Below are 16,263 nucleotides of genomic sequence, written 5' to 3' on the forward strand. Positions count from 1 at the left end.
ATGTCGGTTGTAAAGCTTGGTGTCGTTCAGTGTGAGCTTGGTGGCTCGCTGGAGACCAATCTGGAAACTTTGACCGGGCATATCCGTGAAGCGTCCGGTCAGGGTGCGCAGATTATTCTGACACCAGAACTCATCGAAGGGCCTTATTTTTGCAAGACGCAGGAAGAGGAGCGTTTTGATCTGGCGCGTCCAATCATTACCCATCCGGCCGTTGCGCATTATCAGGCGCTGGCGAAAGAGCTGGATGTCGTACTGCCGCTATCAGTATTCGAACGCGATGGTCCGCATACATACAATACGCTGGTTATGATCGACGCCGGCGGCGAGAAAATGGGTATTTATCGTAAAAGCCATATTCCGGACGGCCCGGGCTATCAGGAGAAGTTTTACTTCCGTCCTGGCGATACCGGTTTCAAAGTCTGGGATACCAAATACGCTAAACTCGGTGTTGGCGTATGCTGGGATCAATGGTTTCCGGAAGCGGCCCGTATCATGGCGCTCAAGGGTGCTGAGATCCTGCTCTATCCAACGGCTATCGGGTCTGAGCCGCATAATCCGGCGCTCGATACGGCCAAACGCTGGCAGCGCGCAATGCAGGGTCATGCAGTTTCTAACTGCATGCCAGTCGCGGCGGCAAACCGGATTGGCGTGGAAGAAGGCCAGCTTTTCTATGGAAGCTCCTTCATTGCGGATCAGGCCGGCGAGATGATTATCGAAGCGGGTAAGGTTGAAGAAGTGGTTTTAATGGCAGAACTCGATCTGGAGTTTCTTCAGCGTGACCGGTCGGCATGGGGTTTTTTCCGTGACCGGCGACCGGAGCTCTATGGCGACCTTCTGAAATAGGGCATTAAAAAAGCTCCCGGACCTGAGGTCGGGAGCTTTTCGTTTTTTAGGTCTGACTGTCTGACTACGCAGAGAGTTTGAGAAGGTTCTGCGCCTGCTCAACCCAGCCTTCACGCTGCACACGGCCTTTGAAAGACAGCTTTTCGTCCAGCCATGCAATGTTCTCAGGCGTCCAGCCTGCAATCTGGCTGAAGTGGTAAATTCCCTTATCGTTCAGAACAGCGCTCAGTTTCGGGCCGATGCCTTTGATCTGGGTGAGGTCGTCGGCTTCGCCTTCGGCCGCTTCCAGAAGCATTGGCATGTCGGAGACGGTTTCAACCGTGTCTTCGACGATCTCCTCGGCTGTGTCCTCTACGTCTTTGAACGCTTCCACGACTTCTTCGACAGCCGCTTCAGCGGTATCTTCAACCGTGTCTTCTGCAGGTGCTTCAGGAGGCGTCATTACGAGTTCGACCTGATCCGCGCATTTCTTCGCCGCAGCAGTCATCGTCGCCATAACGGTGTCCATGCTGGCAGGTGACATCGCGTCAAACTTGCCGTCCTGCCATTGATCAAACCATTTGGACCAGAATTCGCCGGGCATTTTGTACGGCATTTTCATCCAGCCTGGCAGCGCGGCATAGGCCACAGCAGCATTTTCCCAGGCCTTCATGTTTGCATCAGCCATCAGGTGGAAGGCTTCGCGCGTGCTATCAGCAGAAGAGGCGGTGTAGCTGACATTCGGCATTGGCATCGGGCCTTTGCTCCAGCTAACCTTCCATGGCATTTCAATTTTCGTCGCCAGTTCGCGCTGGCGTTCCATGGTTTCTTGAGTGGCGCGCATGTTATCAAAAGCCGCCTGCATGAGTGTAGTCGCGGTTTTGTTTGCATCGCGTACAAATGTCGGAAACAACATGATTTGTATCACCTCTCAGTTATCTACGCTAGGTATAACATATTATTGTGCACTGCACAATAATTCAGTCTAAATGAAGTTTGCGAGTGCGAAATGAAGACGCCCCATTGTTTAGTGTTTGATTCAGGCATGGGTGGCCTGACTGTTGTATCTGAACTTGAAAAACAGGGCTTTTCAGGGCGCGTATCTTATGCGGCGGATACGGGCTTCTTTCCCTATGGAAACAAATCCGATGCAGAACTGACGCGTCGTATTCCCGCCATCGCGCGTGGACTGATCGATGCAACAGCGCCGGATATCTTTGTGATTGCCTGCAATACCGCCAGCACGCTTGCGCTACAAATTGTGCGGGCAGTTATCGATATACCGGTTGTCGGGACTGTTCCGGCGATCAAACCGGCGGCTTTGAAAACGCAAACCGGAACAATCGGCGTGCTCGCGACGCCCGGCACGTTGAGGCGCGCTTATACGGATGCACTCATCCACGAATTCGCACGTGAGAAACGCGTCCTCACGTACGGAAGCGTTGAGCTTGTGGAAATGGCAGAACGTTTTGCCGCCGGTGAGCCGGTTTCTGATGCGGAACTCAAAAGCGTTCTGGACCAGTTGATCCTGCAGCTCGGTGGAGACGCCATCGATATCATCGTGCTTGCCTGCACGCATTTCCCGTTGCTTCGTGAGCGCTTGTCGGCGCTCGTGCCCGCGGGCGTCCAACTCGTTGATTCAGGTGAAGCCATTGCAAGGCGGGTGCTGAGCCTGCTCCCTGAAAACGCGATGAAATCTGAAGCCGGGAATGTCGAGCGAGGCGAACTCTATACTACGGGTGCATCGCCATCTATGGAGCGGCTGGTGGCGGCCTCCGGCCGGTTCGGGTTCACCGACTTCAAGACGATAAACCCGACTGACTGGCTCTAGGCTGATCAGCCCTTCATGTAGAAGACAGCAAGTTTGTTGCCGTCCAGATCGCGGAAATAGCTAAAGTCGCCGAATTCGCCGCGTGGGCCCGGCTCGCCTTCGCACGTACCGCCAAGTTCCAGTGCTTTATCGTGAGCTGCGGCGACGATGTCCGGCGAGTCGACCTTGAAGGCCGTCATCTGGCCATTGCCGATCGTCGCAGGTTCATTATTGCCCGGCGTGTTTACGGCAAAAAGCTGGCCTGAAGCAAAGGCATAGCCTTGGCCGTGTTCACCGAATTTCATGGCAGGTTTTGCGCCGAGTACTGGCATGAGCTGGTTGTAGAATTCAACGGCTTTATGGACATCATTCGTGCCCACCATTTGATAACCGATCATATTTCCCTCTCCTGTATGTGACCTCAGGAGAGGGTAGATGAAGCGGCTTTCGCGGCGTAATAAATTATTTGTGAACAGTGTTCACTCTTTTGACGTGGAGTACCAGTCAGCGTCCGCAAGCACTTGTTTTTTCGAGAAAACAGACTGCCATGGCGTGTCGTTTGTGATCAGATCGCGCGCTTCGCCATAGCCATTGAAACGGGTCTGCATTGTCACGCCATAAGCGCCCAGCATACCGATTTCGATCACGTCGCCTTCTTCGATATCTTCCGGCAGGAAGATCGGGCCCTGAACGACATCAGATGAGTCACACGTCGGGCCAAACAGACGGAACGCTTTGAGGCGTTTTGACGGTTTGGAGCCGTTGCGGATCAGACGTGTCGGATAGGTCCAGTCGCAATGAGCTGCGTCATAGAGCGTGCCGAATGCGCCGTCATTGATGTAGACAGAGTTGCCGCGAACCAATGTGACTTCAGTCAGAATGGAGCTGCTCTCTGCAACAAGCGCGCGGCCCGGCTCACACCAGAGCTCTGCGTCTTTTGCGACAGGCATAGCTGCGAAGGCTTCGTGGATCGCATCCGTGAACAGGTGCATTGGAGGCGGCTCTTTGCCCGGATAGGCAACAGGGAAACCACCACCGACATCGATAATGTCGACGGCAACATCTGCTTCAAGAATGAGGCGGGAGAGGTGCTCGCAATGAACTGACCATGCGTAAGGGTCCATGCACTGGCTGCCAGGGTGGAAGCTCATGCCGAGACGTTCAGCATATGGACGAACAGCGCGCAGAATGTCTGGCGTGTCAGTCGCGTTTGCGCCAAATTTGCCATCGATCGGCATTTCCGCACCCTGGTTTGATACGCCGACGCGCAGGACAAGTGTTAGGTCTTCAGCTTCACCAGTGGCAGCGAAGATTTTCTCTGCTTCTTCCATGCAGTCGAAAGAGAAAGTACGGACGCCGTAATCGAAATACGCGCTTGTAATTGCTTTGCGGGATTTCACCGGGTGCATGAACGCGATCTCTGCATTCGGGCAGAGACGGGCGACCGCTTCGACTTCGCGCATGGATGCAGCGTCGAAATGCGTGATGCCATTCGCATAGAGCTCTTTGAGCACCCATGCAGAAGGGTTGGCTTTCACTGCGTAGAGTGCGTGGCCTTTAAAGTTCGTGGAGAACCATTGCGCCGCCTGACGAAGCAGATGCGGGCGATTGCAAGCAATGGGCCGGTCGGTATCCTCATGCCGGACCAGGTCCCAGGGTGTGTCGTAGGAAGTCATGACACAAATACCCCCGTGTTTAAGTTTCAAACCCAAACCGGCGTTAGTGCGGCCGTCGACCTATATTGCTTTCGCAGGGAAAGGAACATGGATCCGATGTCCGCCGGAACGGTGCACATAATGATTCACGACCCCCGAGTAAACCGTAAAATTCACCTGACACGAATATTTCACGCCGCTTCAGCCAGTTATTGTGTAGAAGGAACGTTTTTGTCGGGCCGAATGTTCCGGCGTGACGGGCACTCTGCGAGATATGCGGGCTTTGAGTAAGACTATGAAATTTTTCACGGGCAAGGCAAGTTTTGCAGCTGGGCTGGGGTTGATGCTCTGTCTTGCTGCGTGCGAACCGTCTGCCGGTAGCGGCGTGGATGCTGGTCGCACAGACGAACGGATCGTCATTGCGGGCAGCTCAACCGTTGCGCCCTTTGTGACGCGGGCTGCAGAGTATTTTGGCGCCACCAGCGAATACCGGGTCCCGATTGTCGAGACGACCGGCACGGGTGGCGGCATTCGCCTGTTTTGTGAAGGTGATGGCCCCGATACGATTTCTATCGCGACAGCATCTCGGCGCATGACAGAGAGCGAACAAGAATACTGCGCGAGCAATGGCGTGTCAGACTTTCTGGAATTGCCGCTTGGCAGTGACGGTATTGTGCTGATCAATGCGCTCAACGGGCCGGAGATCGAGCTCACGGACCGCGAGATCTTTCTGGCCCTCGCGAAGACCGTTCCAACACGGCGTGGTCTTGCCGCGAACCCTTACCAGTTCTGGTCGGAGATCAATCCCGAATTGCCGGATATGCGGATCGAGGTGTACGGCCCTCCACCGACATCGGGCACGCGCGATGCCTTTACTGAGATTGTCTTGGAGCGCGGCGCGCTGCGTCTGCCGGAGATTGTCGATCTGCGTGAGAGTGACGCCGAAACCTATAATGCCGTAGCGCATACAATCCGCACAGATGGGCACTGGCTGGATTCCGGTGAAAACGACACACAAATCGTGCAGGCGCTAATCCGTAGCCCGTCTGCGCTTGGCGTTGCCGGCTATTCCTATCTTGAGCAAAGCAGCGACCGCGTAAAACCGGCCTCGGTCAATGGCACACTGCCCGACGAGGCTTCCATTATGAGCGGCGATTATGCCGTTTCGCGTTCACTCTTCCTCTATGTGAAGCGTAGCCATATCGAGCAAGTGCCTGCGCTTCGCCCGTTTCTGGACGAGCTATTCTCAGATGTTGCGATGGGTGAGGGCGGCTATCTGGTCGAGGTCGGGTTGATCCCGCTTTCGCTGGATGATCGGGCAAACGTATTGACGATTTCGCAATCAGAAACGCCCGACCCTTAAGGGCCGGGCGGTAATCCGGTTTCGATTTCTACAAGCCTTATTCGGCAGCCGGAAGCTTTGATTTATCGAAGCGGGACCAGACGCCTGCATCGCCATGCCAGTCGCCTTGCGTCGCGCCTTTGGAATACTCGGTTGCGCGCGCTTCGAAGAAGTTTGCGTGCTCAACACCGTTGAGGATTTCCGTCAGCCAAGGAATAGGGTGTTTGTCGACACCGAAGATCGGCTTCAGCTTGAGCTGTCCGAGGCGCCAGTCAGCGATATAGCGGATATATTGCTGGATATCGTGCGGCGTCATGCCTTCAACTTCACCGGCCTCGAAGGCCAGCTCGATGAATTTGTCTTCCAGCATAACCACTGTGCGGCAGGCCTCGGTGATACGCTCTGCGAGCGTGTCGTTCATAATTCCTGTCTCATCACAGAAGGTGTGGAAGAGCTTGATCATGCCTTCGCAGTGAAGTGACTCATCGCGCACAGACCAGGTCACGATCTGTCCCATGCCCTTCATTTTGTTGAAGCGCGGGAAGTTCATCAGCATCGCGAAAGACGCAAACAGCTGCAGACCCTCAGTGAAGCCGCCGAAGACAGCCATGGATGTGGCGATGTCTTCATACGACTCACAACCAAACTGACCCAGATAGTCATGCTTGGCAGCCATTTCCTCATACTCCATGAAGGCGGAGAATTCAGAATCCGGCATGCCGATGGTTTCCAGAAGCAGCGCGTAAGCCGCAATGTGGATCGTCTCCATATTGGAGAAGCATGACAGCATCATGGACACCTCTGTCGGTTTGAACAGAGGCATGTAGTTTTCCATATAGTTCGCGCCGACTTCCACGTCGGACTGCGTGAAGAAACGGAAAATCTGCGTCAGGAGGTTGCGCTCCTTATCGTTCAGCTTGACCGCCCAGTCTTTACAGTCTTCACCCAGCGGAACCTCTTCCGGCATCCAGTGAACCTGCTGCTGTTTCTTCCAGAAATCATAGGCCCAAGGATATCGGAAAGGCTTGTAAGCCTTTGAAGGAATTAGGAGTCCCGGTTTGCCGGTGATGAGGCCGTCTGCCATGATGTGCTCCACGAGTCGCGTTAACTACAAGATATAGTGCGCCTCTTGTTAAAATCACGCAAGTGATGGTGTGTCGTAGCCAGATGTTTTCCACTGTTAACCTCTGTCTGTGGATAAGTTTGGCCCCTCCAATTCTGGGATATGGATTCAAATGTTTTCGACGGTCATGATCAAGTATACCTTGACCGCCAGTTCTCATAGCGGATGACCACGGAGAATTCTGTATGACTGACTTCGAGCGATCAAACTACATTATCTCTACGGTTGCAGCCCATATGCGCAAGAAAAAGCGACGACTTGGGGATGTTAAAAATGCACATCACAACAGTGGGGCTGTCAGATTTGACGACTATGTGTCGGGACGAGGCAAAGGCAGAGTGAACTTTCCGGCAGAACTGAAGCGGTTCATGAAAGAATACCTGCCAGAAATAAAGTTTCAGCGCAAAGCAGGTGATAATTTCTTGTTCCGAATGGAAATCTCGGACACGGCATGGCTGATGTTCGAAGTCGAGAAAATATTTGGCTACGGTGTTGGAAAAGAGTTCGGTCTCAAATTGATCTGTAGGAGTGATGCCGAAGAGCGCATTGTTTATCGCAGTTCGATTTTCGAATTATTTGATCGTGAACCGATGCGCTGGGTGTACGGTACGTTGGACGACCTGCTGAGTTGCTTCACTGAAATGGCAGAACTTATCGAGACTATCCTTCCAGCTTTACGAGAAGAATTGTTGAAAATGCTGGCGCGGCCACACGAATCGTTTCGCGAAAGTCTGCCGAAAACTGGTGAATTGGATTATTTCGAAGCCAAAAATCTGGCTCGCGAATATTGTGCGTCTGTCCTCCCGCAATGCGATAAAGTGTTTGGGGCCTCGGCATCTTTTCCTGATGTTAAACTTACTAAAAGCGGCATTCTTCAGCTCAATAGAACTCGTCCGAGTTGGGGCTGGATGATCACTTTGGCCGACCGGAATAGTGCCGAGTATATCAATGTCACCATTCCAATCTTGGGAACGCCGATCTTCAGGCGCGGATTTGGCGGCATATTTGCAAGCAACATAGGAATGCAGCGTTCACGGTATGAGCGAAATCCCGATGAGCTTCTGGCTTTACCGGATACGTGCATGGACGTCTCGTCAATCGATCCACCCAAGACTGAACCGGAAGAGTATTTGAACAGCAGTGAGATTTGGCAGTGTTTCGCTGAACGTGCGGGATCTTTTGGTATGCAAACTGACAGGGTCTACAGCGTCGATATTCGACTGGATGCGGGCGATTATTGTCGTAAACAGCGGTCAGAATGCTGGAATTTCTTCCTGGGATCTGGACCCAATGAAGAAATGAGACAAGCTTCGCATCAACTGTACTTGTGTTTCTCCGCCAGAGACGGTGAACGCATGCTCGAAACAAACCTTTGATACAAAGAACGCAGAGCTTAGCGGTTGAGTTCGGTCTCCAGATGTCAGAATAGCTTTTTCTGCTAAGAAGCTTTGGCGTTGGCTAGTCTGTCAGCGAGAAGCGCGATGTCTATGTGACATGGTTTCGACGCTCCTCTCTATGACCGCGCAATTCAAACGCCGCCTGCAAGGCGCTTCTTCATCCACGTAATACAGCCCGCCTTGCTGACGGGCTGCCAGTTCAGAACGGTTGATCAGAACCTGAGCCGGACACCTCCATTAATGATGAAGCCGTCATTGCGCGACCATATATCCGTCGTCCAGCGTCCTGATGGCGCACGCGCAGGTAGCAGGATCGGCTCCTCACGGGTCTGGCGGACATCCAGAATATTCTCCGCATTGATGAACCAGCTTGCCGGGCCAACGGTGATTTCGCCGAGTAGTCCGACATCCAGAAAGCTATCGCTTTGAAGTCTGTAAGGGCTGTCTTCCACGCGTTGCTCGCCAGTGTAATACATTTCAAGGCCCAGCCGGAATTCGCCGTGCCGCTCCCACATGGCAACCATGCCAGCCGAGTGGCGCGGCGTGAGGGCTATATCTTGTATCCCGCCCAGCCCGTCCGGCTCGCTGGAATCGACGAAGAGATAGCTGCCGGTAATTTTGAAATCTTCCCACATATAGCGGAGCAGGAGCTCGGTACCGCGTATTTGCGACGTGCCGTCCGAATTGACGAGTTCTACCCGATCAAGCGAACCACCCGCCTGGCTAGAGAAGGGTTCAAGTTCTGTCACGCCGTCTACATTAGAGGCGAAGAAGGTCGCATTGGCTTCTATAGAGCCCGAACGGTATCCAACATCGAAAGCGGCCGTCTGGGCCGTTTCTTCGCGTAGCCCGCTTAGCGGTGATAGACGCGATAGACCAGCTGCCTCTATCTCTTCCACGAACGGGGTCGGGGCAAAATAGCCCTCTGCCACAGAGCCGCGGAACGTCCAGTTGCCAGGGCGATATAGCACCGAGAGGCGTGGACTGAACTGCGTGCCATATGTGCTGTGGTCATCCAGCCGCCCGCTAAGCGACAGTGTGAGGTCTGCGTTCAGATCGTAATCCACCTCGCCGAAAATGCCCGGCACGTCATAGGTGTAATCGAATGCAGGATAGGTATCCGACTGGAAACGGTCAGACTGGTAAGCGATGCCGAGCACCCAATCGAGCCGGTTAAGGTCGCCGGAAAGAGAGGCTTCCAGAAGATAGCTTTCATGGCGGTCCTCATCCCGCGCGTCACCAAACTGGTGCTCATGGTTCTGGACCATGGCCGACGTTCTCAGGTGAGCTGAGAGGGTGTCGGTAAGCTCTGTGTTGGCGATGAGGCCGCCATCAATTCGTGTCGTCTCCTGTGACTGGATGAATGGCTGCCCGTCAGGCGCAACGCGTCCGTCCAGCGTTCCCCCATCGCGGTCTTCTGCCATCAGGCCGAGCGTGGCATAGATGTTTGTGCCCTCGCCATTCTCCCAGAACAGGCGTGGACGAGCGGTCACCCGCTCATAGCCGGGCATATCGATCCAGCCGTCGCCATCAAAATCGACTTTATCCTGACGGTGCAGACCAAGCGTGAGTGACGTACCGAGCTCGTCTGTGACGGGCGCGGCGAAATAACCGGTCAGATCCTGTCCACTGCGAGAGGTGGCATTGAGCAGAACCTCACCTTCAGGCTCATCGCCCGGTAGACGTGAGAGCAGGTTGATCACTCCGCCCAGCGCAGAACCGCCATACAGCGACGAGGCTGCGCCCTTGATCACATCAACGCGTCGAAGATCAGTTGGCGGGATTTGCAGGAGCCCCAGCGATGAGGCCTGACCACCATAGAGCGGCAAGCCGTCTGCCAGAAGCTGGGTATAGCGACCATAAAGCCCTTGCACGCGCACATTGGCCGCGCCGAGCGCAGGTGAGGTCACCTGCACGCGTATGCCGCCCGTTTCGTTGACAAGGGTCGCGATATTGCCCGGCCGCATAATCGCCTTTTCCTCGATTTCTTCGAGATTGATGCTTTCGATACGCGTGGACTGGTCCTGCGCGACACGGCCAGAGCGCGTGGTGGTGACGACAACCGTATTCATGGTGGCTTCTTCGTCATGATGTTCGCTGTCTTCCGGGTGTACGGCCTGAGCGTAGGCTGGTGCGGCCAGAAGCGCGCACAGCGTTAAACCCGCAGCGGTGCTGCGAAAATGTTTAGGCATAAGATTTTACCTGTATTGAAACTGGAATCAGTGCGCCTTGAATGAGCGCGGTGATGGCATCAGTTTCAGGCGCGCGGAGGCCGGAATAGCGATGGTGCTGCGCCGTTTACCAGCGTCTCCGCAGTCAATTGATATCGCGTAGACGGGCTGTACGGCTCTGAAACAGGCGGAACATTGTCCCGTGCCAGAATATGAACATGGCAGCTGCCGCAATTGTGCCGGTGATGCTCGTGGTCATGTTCGTTTGCGGGTGCGCTTTGTTCGGGATTGTCATGGCTGGTCTGCTCGCAGACAATTTCGGGCGCGGCCTCAGTATGGTTCGCTTCTGCAATCGGCGCTGCGATCATCACAGCGGCAAACATCAGGGCGAGCCCGATCCTCAACGCAGCGATGACTGAGTGCATTTTCATGAAGGCCATTTATTTCTGCGTGTGACGATACCCGCGCAGAGATCGCTAGCATTCCGACTGTCGTTTTGCAAGCCATTCGCAAAGATTATTGGCGCACAGGGAAACACCGTCCGCGATCATACTCTTCGGCAGCTGCCTGATAGGCCGCTCTCAGATGTGTCCGCACGGCGTGCTGTTCGGGCGCGGGCATTATAAATGACGCGATGACATCGTTGGAAAAGCCCGGTGAGTTCGCTGAGAAATCAGTAGCAATCTCCGCCGGTGCCCCGTTGAGGAGCCACCCGGTGAAGGGCGCCATCTGAGCCTGCGTTGCAACGGTCGCGCCGCCATCAATATACATGTCTAGATCGGGTGCGCGCTCGAACGTGGTGGCGACTTTGGTGATCGTATAGACTTCAGCCGCGCTGTTATTCTGGTCTACGGCGTCCATTACGAGGAATGGCGCGGATGCATCATGGCCATCATGATGGAAGGAGAAAGCGCCCGGCGCATACAGACCGTATATCGGAGGCGCTTCCATGCTGATCTTGATGGGCTCGGCATCGGAAAAGTCGAGGTTCGAGCCAACAAAATCGACGGTCAGGGCGAATTTTGTATTGTCTGCGAAGGCGAGCCTCAGGCCTTCGGGCATGTTGATGTCGGGCACATCATATTCGGTTCGCACCGAAAACTCGTAGGATGTGACCGCGCCATTATCATAGCGCAGTAGCGCAAAGACACCGTCGACGCGTTCCTGACAGGTTTGCGGCTCCAGTGGATCAGGGCCGCCCCCGCAGGCGGCCAGAAGCAACACGCTGCTTAGAACTGCTTTCCGGAACATCAGCTGTCTCCCCCGCTAAAGACCGTATAAATTGTAGCAGAATTTGCGATAAGCTCAAAATTGAGTGTGCAAATCGGGTGTCTGTCCGCCTCAGGTCATGTGCATCCGGAGAAAAACACATCTGGTGTGATGAACGAGCCTGAGGCACTCTTCAGCGAAAAGATCGGGGGAAGACATGTTCATTGGCCATTACTCGACGGCATTTGCGGCGCGAAAGCTGAAGCCTGCCATACCGCTCTGGCATGTGTTTATTGCCGCGCAGCTGGTGGATTTTGGCTGGGCGATTCTCGTTATGCTGGGCGTGGAGAAAGTGCGGGTCATTCCGCACTTCATGGAAGCCTCCATGCTGGACCTCTATTACATGCCCTACACCCACTCCCTGCCGGGTAGCATGATCTGGGCGATCGGGGCAGGGGCGCTTTATGGCCTGTTCTGGAAAGGGGAGAGAAAGCTCTCAGCGGGGCTGATTTTCGGCGCGGTGGTCTTCTCTCACTGGCTTTTGGACCTCATCGTCCATGCGCCCGATCTTCTGCTCTATCCGGGCGGGCCGATGGTTGGCTTCGCGCTCTGGAATTCGCTGGTGTGGAGCCAGCTGGTTGAAGGCGGGCTGCTCCTTGCCGGTTTTGCGCTCTACATGGTCTGCACCAAGCCGAAGACCAAAGCGGGCGTGTGGGCGCCCTTTGCCCTTCTTGCCTTCATGATCGCGCTTCAGGCCTATAATCATATTCCGGTTGAGGTGCCGCCAACGCCGTTTGTCTTCTCCGTCATGGGGCTGTTTGCCTATTCGCTTCTGGCGTTTCTGGCCTGGCTGACGGACAGAACGCGGGAGGCGGTTTAGGCCACTTTGTTTCACATTCATTGTCATCCCGTGCGCGGTGCAGCGAAGAGCCGGCACCAAGCAACTTTTCACGCAATCTCAAATTGATACATGACGTGCCTTAGTACATGCTGTGCGCCACGGAGTGATTTAATTGATGACCAGCTTATCCCCATTTACGCCTGAATATTTCGAAAAGCTGGAAGCGTTTGTTCTGAACGACCTGCGCCGTGAAGGAATGACCTTCTTCGATGAGGCCTGGCCGCTAATGTTCGAAGCTATCGGCGATCGCCATGGTGATGAGAATGTTCGAATAAAAAAGCGTTCTCAGCATTTATGGCGGGCAATTGGTGCGATGCGCCGGCACGACATTCCAGTGCCGGAGAGCTATATGCAGGAGGCCTTAACCGCCAATGAGGAGATAGAGCGGCTTCCTGTATTTTTTGCGCTTGGCAATAGAGATTACGAAAAAGCGGTGGCAGGCCTTTTAGCTGCTCAGGGAAAAACGATAATCGAAAGGTTCAAGATCGATGTTGGATTGTTCCTGAAAAAAAAATCTGAACGGCTCTATCGAAATCGCGGCCCGAAAAAGGATAAAAGCGTAAAAAAGGGAACGAAAGCGTTTTCTGAACTGATGCCGATCTTTGCCTTCTCAGACCTTACCATTACACGGTCGACAACGAGAATGTTTGAGGTGGTTCACGCGTCGGGCCGTTCCGGGGCGCGGATCGAACACGATATCGATTATTTATCGGAAATGTATCCGCAGCCGACAATATTCTTTTATCCCACAGAAGGAAGCCGTTTGGGCTATCAACTGCATCGACTTACAATGGACCTCCTGCCGCTATCCATGCATCCATTAACGCTGACGCTAAATGGATTTTCAGACGAAGAGAAACTTCACGTTCGGATACTGCAGTTTTATTGCACGATGCGCATCCCAGGTATCATTGCGCGGTTTCTGACCGAGATTTCTTCCGAGGGCGAACTGAATCTTCCTGATGTTTAACAATCCGATGCTTTGCGGTGTGTGGGGTGCATTCCGCGTAGCAATGCACCAGAAACCACCGGCGCACATGAGTTGGTGCTTCGCTCATCCCTGCAACAGCCTTGAGCGCGTTCTATGCGACGCCACACGTCGCTAGAACAAACGAAGGTAAAGCATAGTTCTGGTAGGTTTTTATGGAACCGGTTTTGCGTCTTCACGGGAATTTACGGGTCGAAAGAAAGACCGCGCACAATAAAAAAGCGGGCCGTAGCCCGCTTTTCCTGAAACTCTTATGCGTCGGCCTTACTGGCAGGCGAGGCATTCTTCGTAATCGGTTGGCTCCTGAATCTGAAGCTCGCCTTCTTTCTTGCCTTCTGAACCAGCAAAGCTTGCGCGCTGAACAGACTTGGAGCGGCAATAGTAGAGCGACTTCAGGCCTTTTTCCCACGCCGTCCAGTGCAGCATGTGGAGGTCCCATTTGTTGATGTCGCCCGGCAGGAAGAGGTTCAGAGACTGAGCCTGGCAGATGAACGGTGTGCGGTCTGCCGCCAGTTCGATGATCCAGCGCTGGTCAAGTTCGAAAGCTGTCTTGAAGATCGCTTTCTCGTCGTCTGTCAGACACTCAAGGTGCTGAACAGAGCCTTCATGCTCGAGCATGCTTGCCCAGACTTCCGGAGTGTTCTGGCCTTTTTCTTCCAGAAGCGCTTCCAGAGCTGCGTTCTTTACAGTGAAGGAGCCTGACAGCGTCTTGTGTGTGTAGACGTTTGCCGGAATTGGCTCGATGCCTGCAGATGTGCCGCCGCAAATGATAGAGATAGACGCTGTCGGCGCAATCGCCAGCTTGTGAGAGAAACGCGCCATCACGCCGTTCTCCGCTGCATCAGGGCATGCGCCGCGCTCTTTAGCGAGCTTAACAGACGCTGCATCTGCACCCTTGCGGATGTGTTTGAACATTGTGTTGTTCCAGACCTTCGCGCCAGCGCTTTCCAGAGGAATACGCATGGTTTGCAGGAAGGAGTGGAAGCCCATCAGGCCGAGGCCGACAGAACGCTCACGCTGGGCCGCATACACGGCACGCGCCATCTCGTTCGGAGCGCGCTGGATGAAGTCTTCCAGAACGTTGTCGAGGAAACGGAAAATGTCTTCGATGAACTGAGGATCAGACTTCCATTCGAGGAATTTCTCAGCGTTCAGAGAGGACAGGCAGCAAACAGCCGTACGCTCATTGCCGAGATGGTCTGTACCGGTTGGCAGAACGATCTCTGAGCAGAGATTGGACTGCTTCACAGAGAGGCCGAGCTTGCGCTGGTGCGCAGGCATAGAGTTGTTCACTGTGTCAGTGAAGAGAAGGTATGGCTCGCCCGTCTGGATACGCAGCTCGAGGATTTTCTGCCAGAGCTTACGTGCGTTCACAGTCTTGATGACTTCGCCGGACTTCGGAGAGAGAAGCTCGAACTCGCCATCGTCACGAACAGCTTCCATGAAGGCGTCTGTGATGTTCAGGCCGTGGTGCAGGTTGAGCGCTTTACGGTTGAAGTCGCCGGATGCCTTACGGATTTCGAGGAATTCCTCGATTTCCGGGTGGTGGATGTCCAGATAGCACGCTGCAGAACCGCGACGCAGAGAGCCCTGGCTGATTGCCAGAGTCAGGGAGTCCATCACGCGGATGAATGGGATAATGCCGGAAGTCTGACCGTTCTGACCGACTTTCTCGCCGATAGAACGTACGCTGCCCCAATATGTGCCGATGCCGCCGCCATTGGATGCGAGCCAGACATTCTCGTTCCATGTCTCGACAATGCCATCGAGGGAGTCATCGACAGTGTTCAGGAAGCAGGAGATTGGCAGACCGCGGTCCGCGCCACCATTTGAAAGGACTGGTGTCGCAGGCATGAACCAGAGCTTCGAGATATAGTCATAAATGCGCTGTGCGTGGTCAGCATCATCAGCGTAAGCTGTCGCAACGCGTGCAAACATGCCCTGAAAGGTTTCGCCGGGCAGGAGGTAACGATCCTCGAGGGTTTTCTTACCAAATTCAGTCAGATTCGCGTCACGTGAAGGATCAATCGTGATGCCTTCAACAATGCGCAGATCCGAGTTCGCGCGCGGTTTACCCCGGCGCAGCTCTGATGCTGGTGTAGACTGTTCTGACTTCGCTGTAATCGTGCCCGACATGAGGATTCCCTGCTGACTAAAACCCTAATGGTATATGGTGAGTTGGACTGGATATCGCCATATGTGGCGCATGTAACCCCGCTCAACCCAATATATAGTGGTTCTAAGGTTAACTGTTGGTCAACAGCCACATGAAGGCCATCAGGGCTTTTCCGTGTAAAAAAGGTTAACGCCTGTTAAGAACTAGAGTTGCACACAGGAAAAACAGTCGGTCTGCGGACCGTTTCATGACTCAAATTTTCAGTGATCACGGGGGTTTGCGAGGTCTGATTCAGATTTCTGATAATATCCACAGGGAAGTCTGAAAAACTTTGTATTGACCTGTCAGTCGCGCCTTAAAATTAATCGGCAGGAGGGTGTATTTTTCACCCAGATATCGAATTTCAACACGACTCAATTGAATGGATAGGCAAATCACCTCCGCGCGCAGACACTAGATATAGTGTCTGGGCCAAAATCTGTGGTGACTGGCGATTCACCTGATTTGGCCTCTCGGTCAGCCTAGGCACAATATATGGTGTGCCCAACCGGTCCGGCCTGTTTTCGAATAAGGCGGGGCATATCGGGTATGCGTCGTCTTTCCTCCTCAATTCTGCCCAAGAGTCGGTCTTCAAAGGCCGGGTTTGGCGCAGAACGCGCGGGTTTGTGGCAATCGTGTGGTTTTCGCGTCTGCTCCTGGAACCGGCGCACCGTCCGTGCATTGCCGTCA

Annotated in this window: 14 protein-coding genes; 6 read left to right on the plus strand and 8 right to left on the minus strand. The window is 54.1% G+C overall.

What is annotated here, in order from left to right:
- Window positions 1-843 (plus strand): N-carbamoylputrescine amidase, encoded by an 843-nt coding sequence (gene aguB / locus G523_RS0105910; protein WP_022694114.1) that lies wholly within the window; start codon window positions 1-3, stop codon window positions 841-843.
- Between the two features lie 64 nt (window positions 844-907).
- Here the strand turns inward: aguB and G523_RS20185 are convergent, their stop codons facing one another.
- Window positions 908-1,738, minus strand: a complete 831-nt coding sequence (locus G523_RS20185; RefSeq protein WP_022694115.1) for a hypothetical protein — start codon at window positions 1,736-1,738, stop codon at window positions 908-910.
- 93 nt (window positions 1,739-1,831) lie between these two features.
- Between G523_RS20185 and murI the strand changes: the two genes are divergently transcribed.
- Window positions 1,832-2,653 (plus strand): glutamate racemase, encoded by an 822-nt coding sequence (murI, locus tag G523_RS18220; RefSeq protein ID WP_022694116.1) that lies wholly within the window; start codon window positions 1,832-1,834, stop codon window positions 2,651-2,653.
- A 5-nt stretch (window positions 2,654-2,658) separates the two neighbouring features.
- Here the strand turns inward: murI and G523_RS0105925 are convergent, their stop codons facing one another.
- Window positions 2,659-3,030, minus strand: a complete 372-nt coding sequence (locus tag G523_RS0105925) for a VOC family protein (protein ID WP_022694117.1) — start codon at window positions 3,028-3,030, stop codon at window positions 2,659-2,661.
- Between the two features lie 81 nt (window positions 3,031-3,111).
- Entirely contained in the window at window positions 3,112-4,308 is a 1,197-nt protein-coding gene (locus G523_RS18225; RefSeq protein WP_022694118.1) for a type III PLP-dependent enzyme domain-containing protein, read from the minus strand.
- Window positions 4,309-4,582: 274 nt separating this feature from the next.
- On the opposite strand from G523_RS18225, the gene G523_RS18230 reads away from it, so the two are divergent.
- Window positions 4,583-5,650, plus strand: a complete 1,068-nt coding sequence (locus G523_RS18230) for a substrate-binding domain-containing protein (protein WP_022694119.1) — start codon at window positions 4,583-4,585, stop codon at window positions 5,648-5,650.
- A 37-nt stretch (window positions 5,651-5,687) separates the two neighbouring features.
- Here G523_RS18230 and G523_RS0105940 read toward each other — a convergent pair whose 3' ends face one another.
- Complete coding sequence (locus tag G523_RS0105940) at window positions 5,688-6,713, minus strand: ribonucleotide-diphosphate reductase subunit beta (protein WP_022694120.1); 1,026 nt, start codon at window positions 6,711-6,713, stop codon at window positions 5,688-5,690.
- Window positions 6,714-6,937: 224 nt separating this feature from the next.
- Between G523_RS0105940 and G523_RS0105945 the strand changes: the two genes are divergently transcribed.
- On the plus strand, window positions 6,938-8,128 hold the full coding sequence (locus tag G523_RS0105945; protein WP_022694121.1) for a hypothetical protein: 1,191 nt from the start codon (window positions 6,938-6,940) through the stop codon (window positions 8,126-8,128).
- A gap of 233 nt (window positions 8,129-8,361) precedes the next feature.
- Here the strand turns inward: G523_RS0105945 and G523_RS0105950 are convergent, their stop codons facing one another.
- The 3 genes from G523_RS0105950 to G523_RS0105965 all read right to left on the minus strand — a co-directional run bounded on the left by G523_RS0105950 (window position 8,362) and on the right by G523_RS0105965 (window position 11,571).
- Window positions 8,362-10,341, minus strand: coding sequence for a TonB-dependent receptor plug domain-containing protein (locus G523_RS0105950; protein WP_022694122.1), 1,980 nt, complete (start codon window positions 10,339-10,341; stop codon window positions 8,362-8,364).
- 65 nt (window positions 10,342-10,406) lie between these two features.
- Window positions 10,407-10,760: a hypothetical protein gene (locus G523_RS20855; protein ID WP_155802597.1), complete on the minus strand. Its 354-nt coding sequence runs from the start codon at window positions 10,758-10,760 to the stop codon at window positions 10,407-10,409.
- 76 nt (window positions 10,761-10,836) lie between these two features.
- Complete coding sequence (locus tag G523_RS0105965; RefSeq protein WP_022694125.1) at window positions 10,837-11,571, minus strand: hypothetical protein; 735 nt, start codon at window positions 11,569-11,571, stop codon at window positions 10,837-10,839.
- A 175-nt stretch (window positions 11,572-11,746) separates the two neighbouring features.
- Here G523_RS0105965 and G523_RS18235 point away from each other — a divergent pair, with 175 nt between their 5' ends.
- Entirely contained in the window at window positions 11,747-12,409 is a 663-nt protein-coding gene (locus tag G523_RS18235) for a metal-dependent hydrolase (RefSeq protein ID WP_022694126.1), read from the plus strand.
- A gap of 136 nt (window positions 12,410-12,545) precedes the next feature.
- On the plus strand, window positions 12,546-13,400 hold the full coding sequence (locus G523_RS0105975; protein WP_022694127.1) for a hypothetical protein: 855 nt from the start codon (window positions 12,546-12,548) through the stop codon (window positions 13,398-13,400).
- A gap of 282 nt (window positions 13,401-13,682) precedes the next feature.
- Here G523_RS0105975 and G523_RS0105980 read toward each other — a convergent pair whose 3' ends face one another.
- Window positions 13,683-15,554, minus strand: a complete 1,872-nt coding sequence (locus tag G523_RS0105980; protein ID WP_022694128.1) for a ribonucleoside-diphosphate reductase subunit alpha — start codon at window positions 15,552-15,554, stop codon at window positions 13,683-13,685.
- Between the last annotated feature and the right edge of the window lie 709 nt (window positions 15,555-16,263).

Origin of the sequence: Ponticaulis koreensis DSM 19734 (assembly GCF_000420665.1) — a bacterium.
Lineage (GTDB): Bacteria > Pseudomonadota > Alphaproteobacteria > Caulobacterales > Hyphomonadaceae > Ponticaulis > Ponticaulis koreensis.

What these genes read in the sequence shown, in the direction of transcription:
- G523_RS0105940 (WP_022694120.1), bottom strand. Translation starts at nt 6,713, where the DNA reads ATGGCAGACGGCCTCATCACCGGCAAACCGGGACTCCTAATTCCTTCA.
- G523_RS0105925 (WP_022694117.1), bottom strand. Translation starts at nt 3,030, where the DNA reads ATGATCGGTTATCAAATGGTGGGCACGAATGATGTCCATAAAGCCGTT.
- G523_RS0105975 (WP_022694127.1), top strand. Translation starts at nt 12,546, where the DNA reads ATGACCAGCTTATCCCCATTTACGCCTGAATATTTCGAAAAGCTGGAA.
- G523_RS20185 (WP_022694115.1), bottom strand. Translation starts at nt 1,738, where the DNA reads ATGTTGTTTCCGACATTTGTACGCGATGCAAACAAAACCGCGACTACA.
- G523_RS0105945 (WP_022694121.1), top strand. Translation starts at nt 6,938, where the DNA reads ATGACTGACTTCGAGCGATCAAACTACATTATCTCTACGGTTGCAGCC.
- G523_RS0105980 (WP_022694128.1), bottom strand. Translation starts at nt 15,554, where the DNA reads ATGTCGGGCACGATTACAGCGAAGTCAGAACAGTCTACACCAGCATCA.
- murI (WP_022694116.1), top strand. Translation starts at nt 1,832, where the DNA reads ATGAAGACGCCCCATTGTTTAGTGTTTGATTCAGGCATGGGTGGCCTG.
- G523_RS0105950 (WP_022694122.1), bottom strand. Translation starts at nt 10,341, where the DNA reads ATGCCTAAACATTTTCGCAGCACCGCTGCGGGTTTAACGCTGTGCGCG.
- G523_RS20855 (WP_155802597.1), bottom strand. Translation starts at nt 10,760, where the DNA reads ATGGCCTTCATGAAAATGCACTCAGTCATCGCTGCGTTGAGGATCGGG.
- aguB (WP_022694114.1), top strand. Translation starts at nt 1, where the DNA reads ATGTCGGTTGTAAAGCTTGGTGTCGTTCAGTGTGAGCTTGGTGGCTCG.
- G523_RS18235 (WP_022694126.1), top strand. Translation starts at nt 11,747, where the DNA reads ATGTTCATTGGCCATTACTCGACGGCATTTGCGGCGCGAAAGCTGAAG.
- G523_RS18230 (WP_022694119.1), top strand. Translation starts at nt 4,583, where the DNA reads ATGAAATTTTTCACGGGCAAGGCAAGTTTTGCAGCTGGGCTGGGGTTG.
- G523_RS0105965 (WP_022694125.1), bottom strand. Translation starts at nt 11,571, where the DNA reads ATGTTCCGGAAAGCAGTTCTAAGCAGCGTGTTGCTTCTGGCCGCCTGC.
- G523_RS18225 (WP_022694118.1), bottom strand. Translation starts at nt 4,308, where the DNA reads ATGACTTCCTACGACACACCCTGGGACCTGGTCCGGCATGAGGATACC.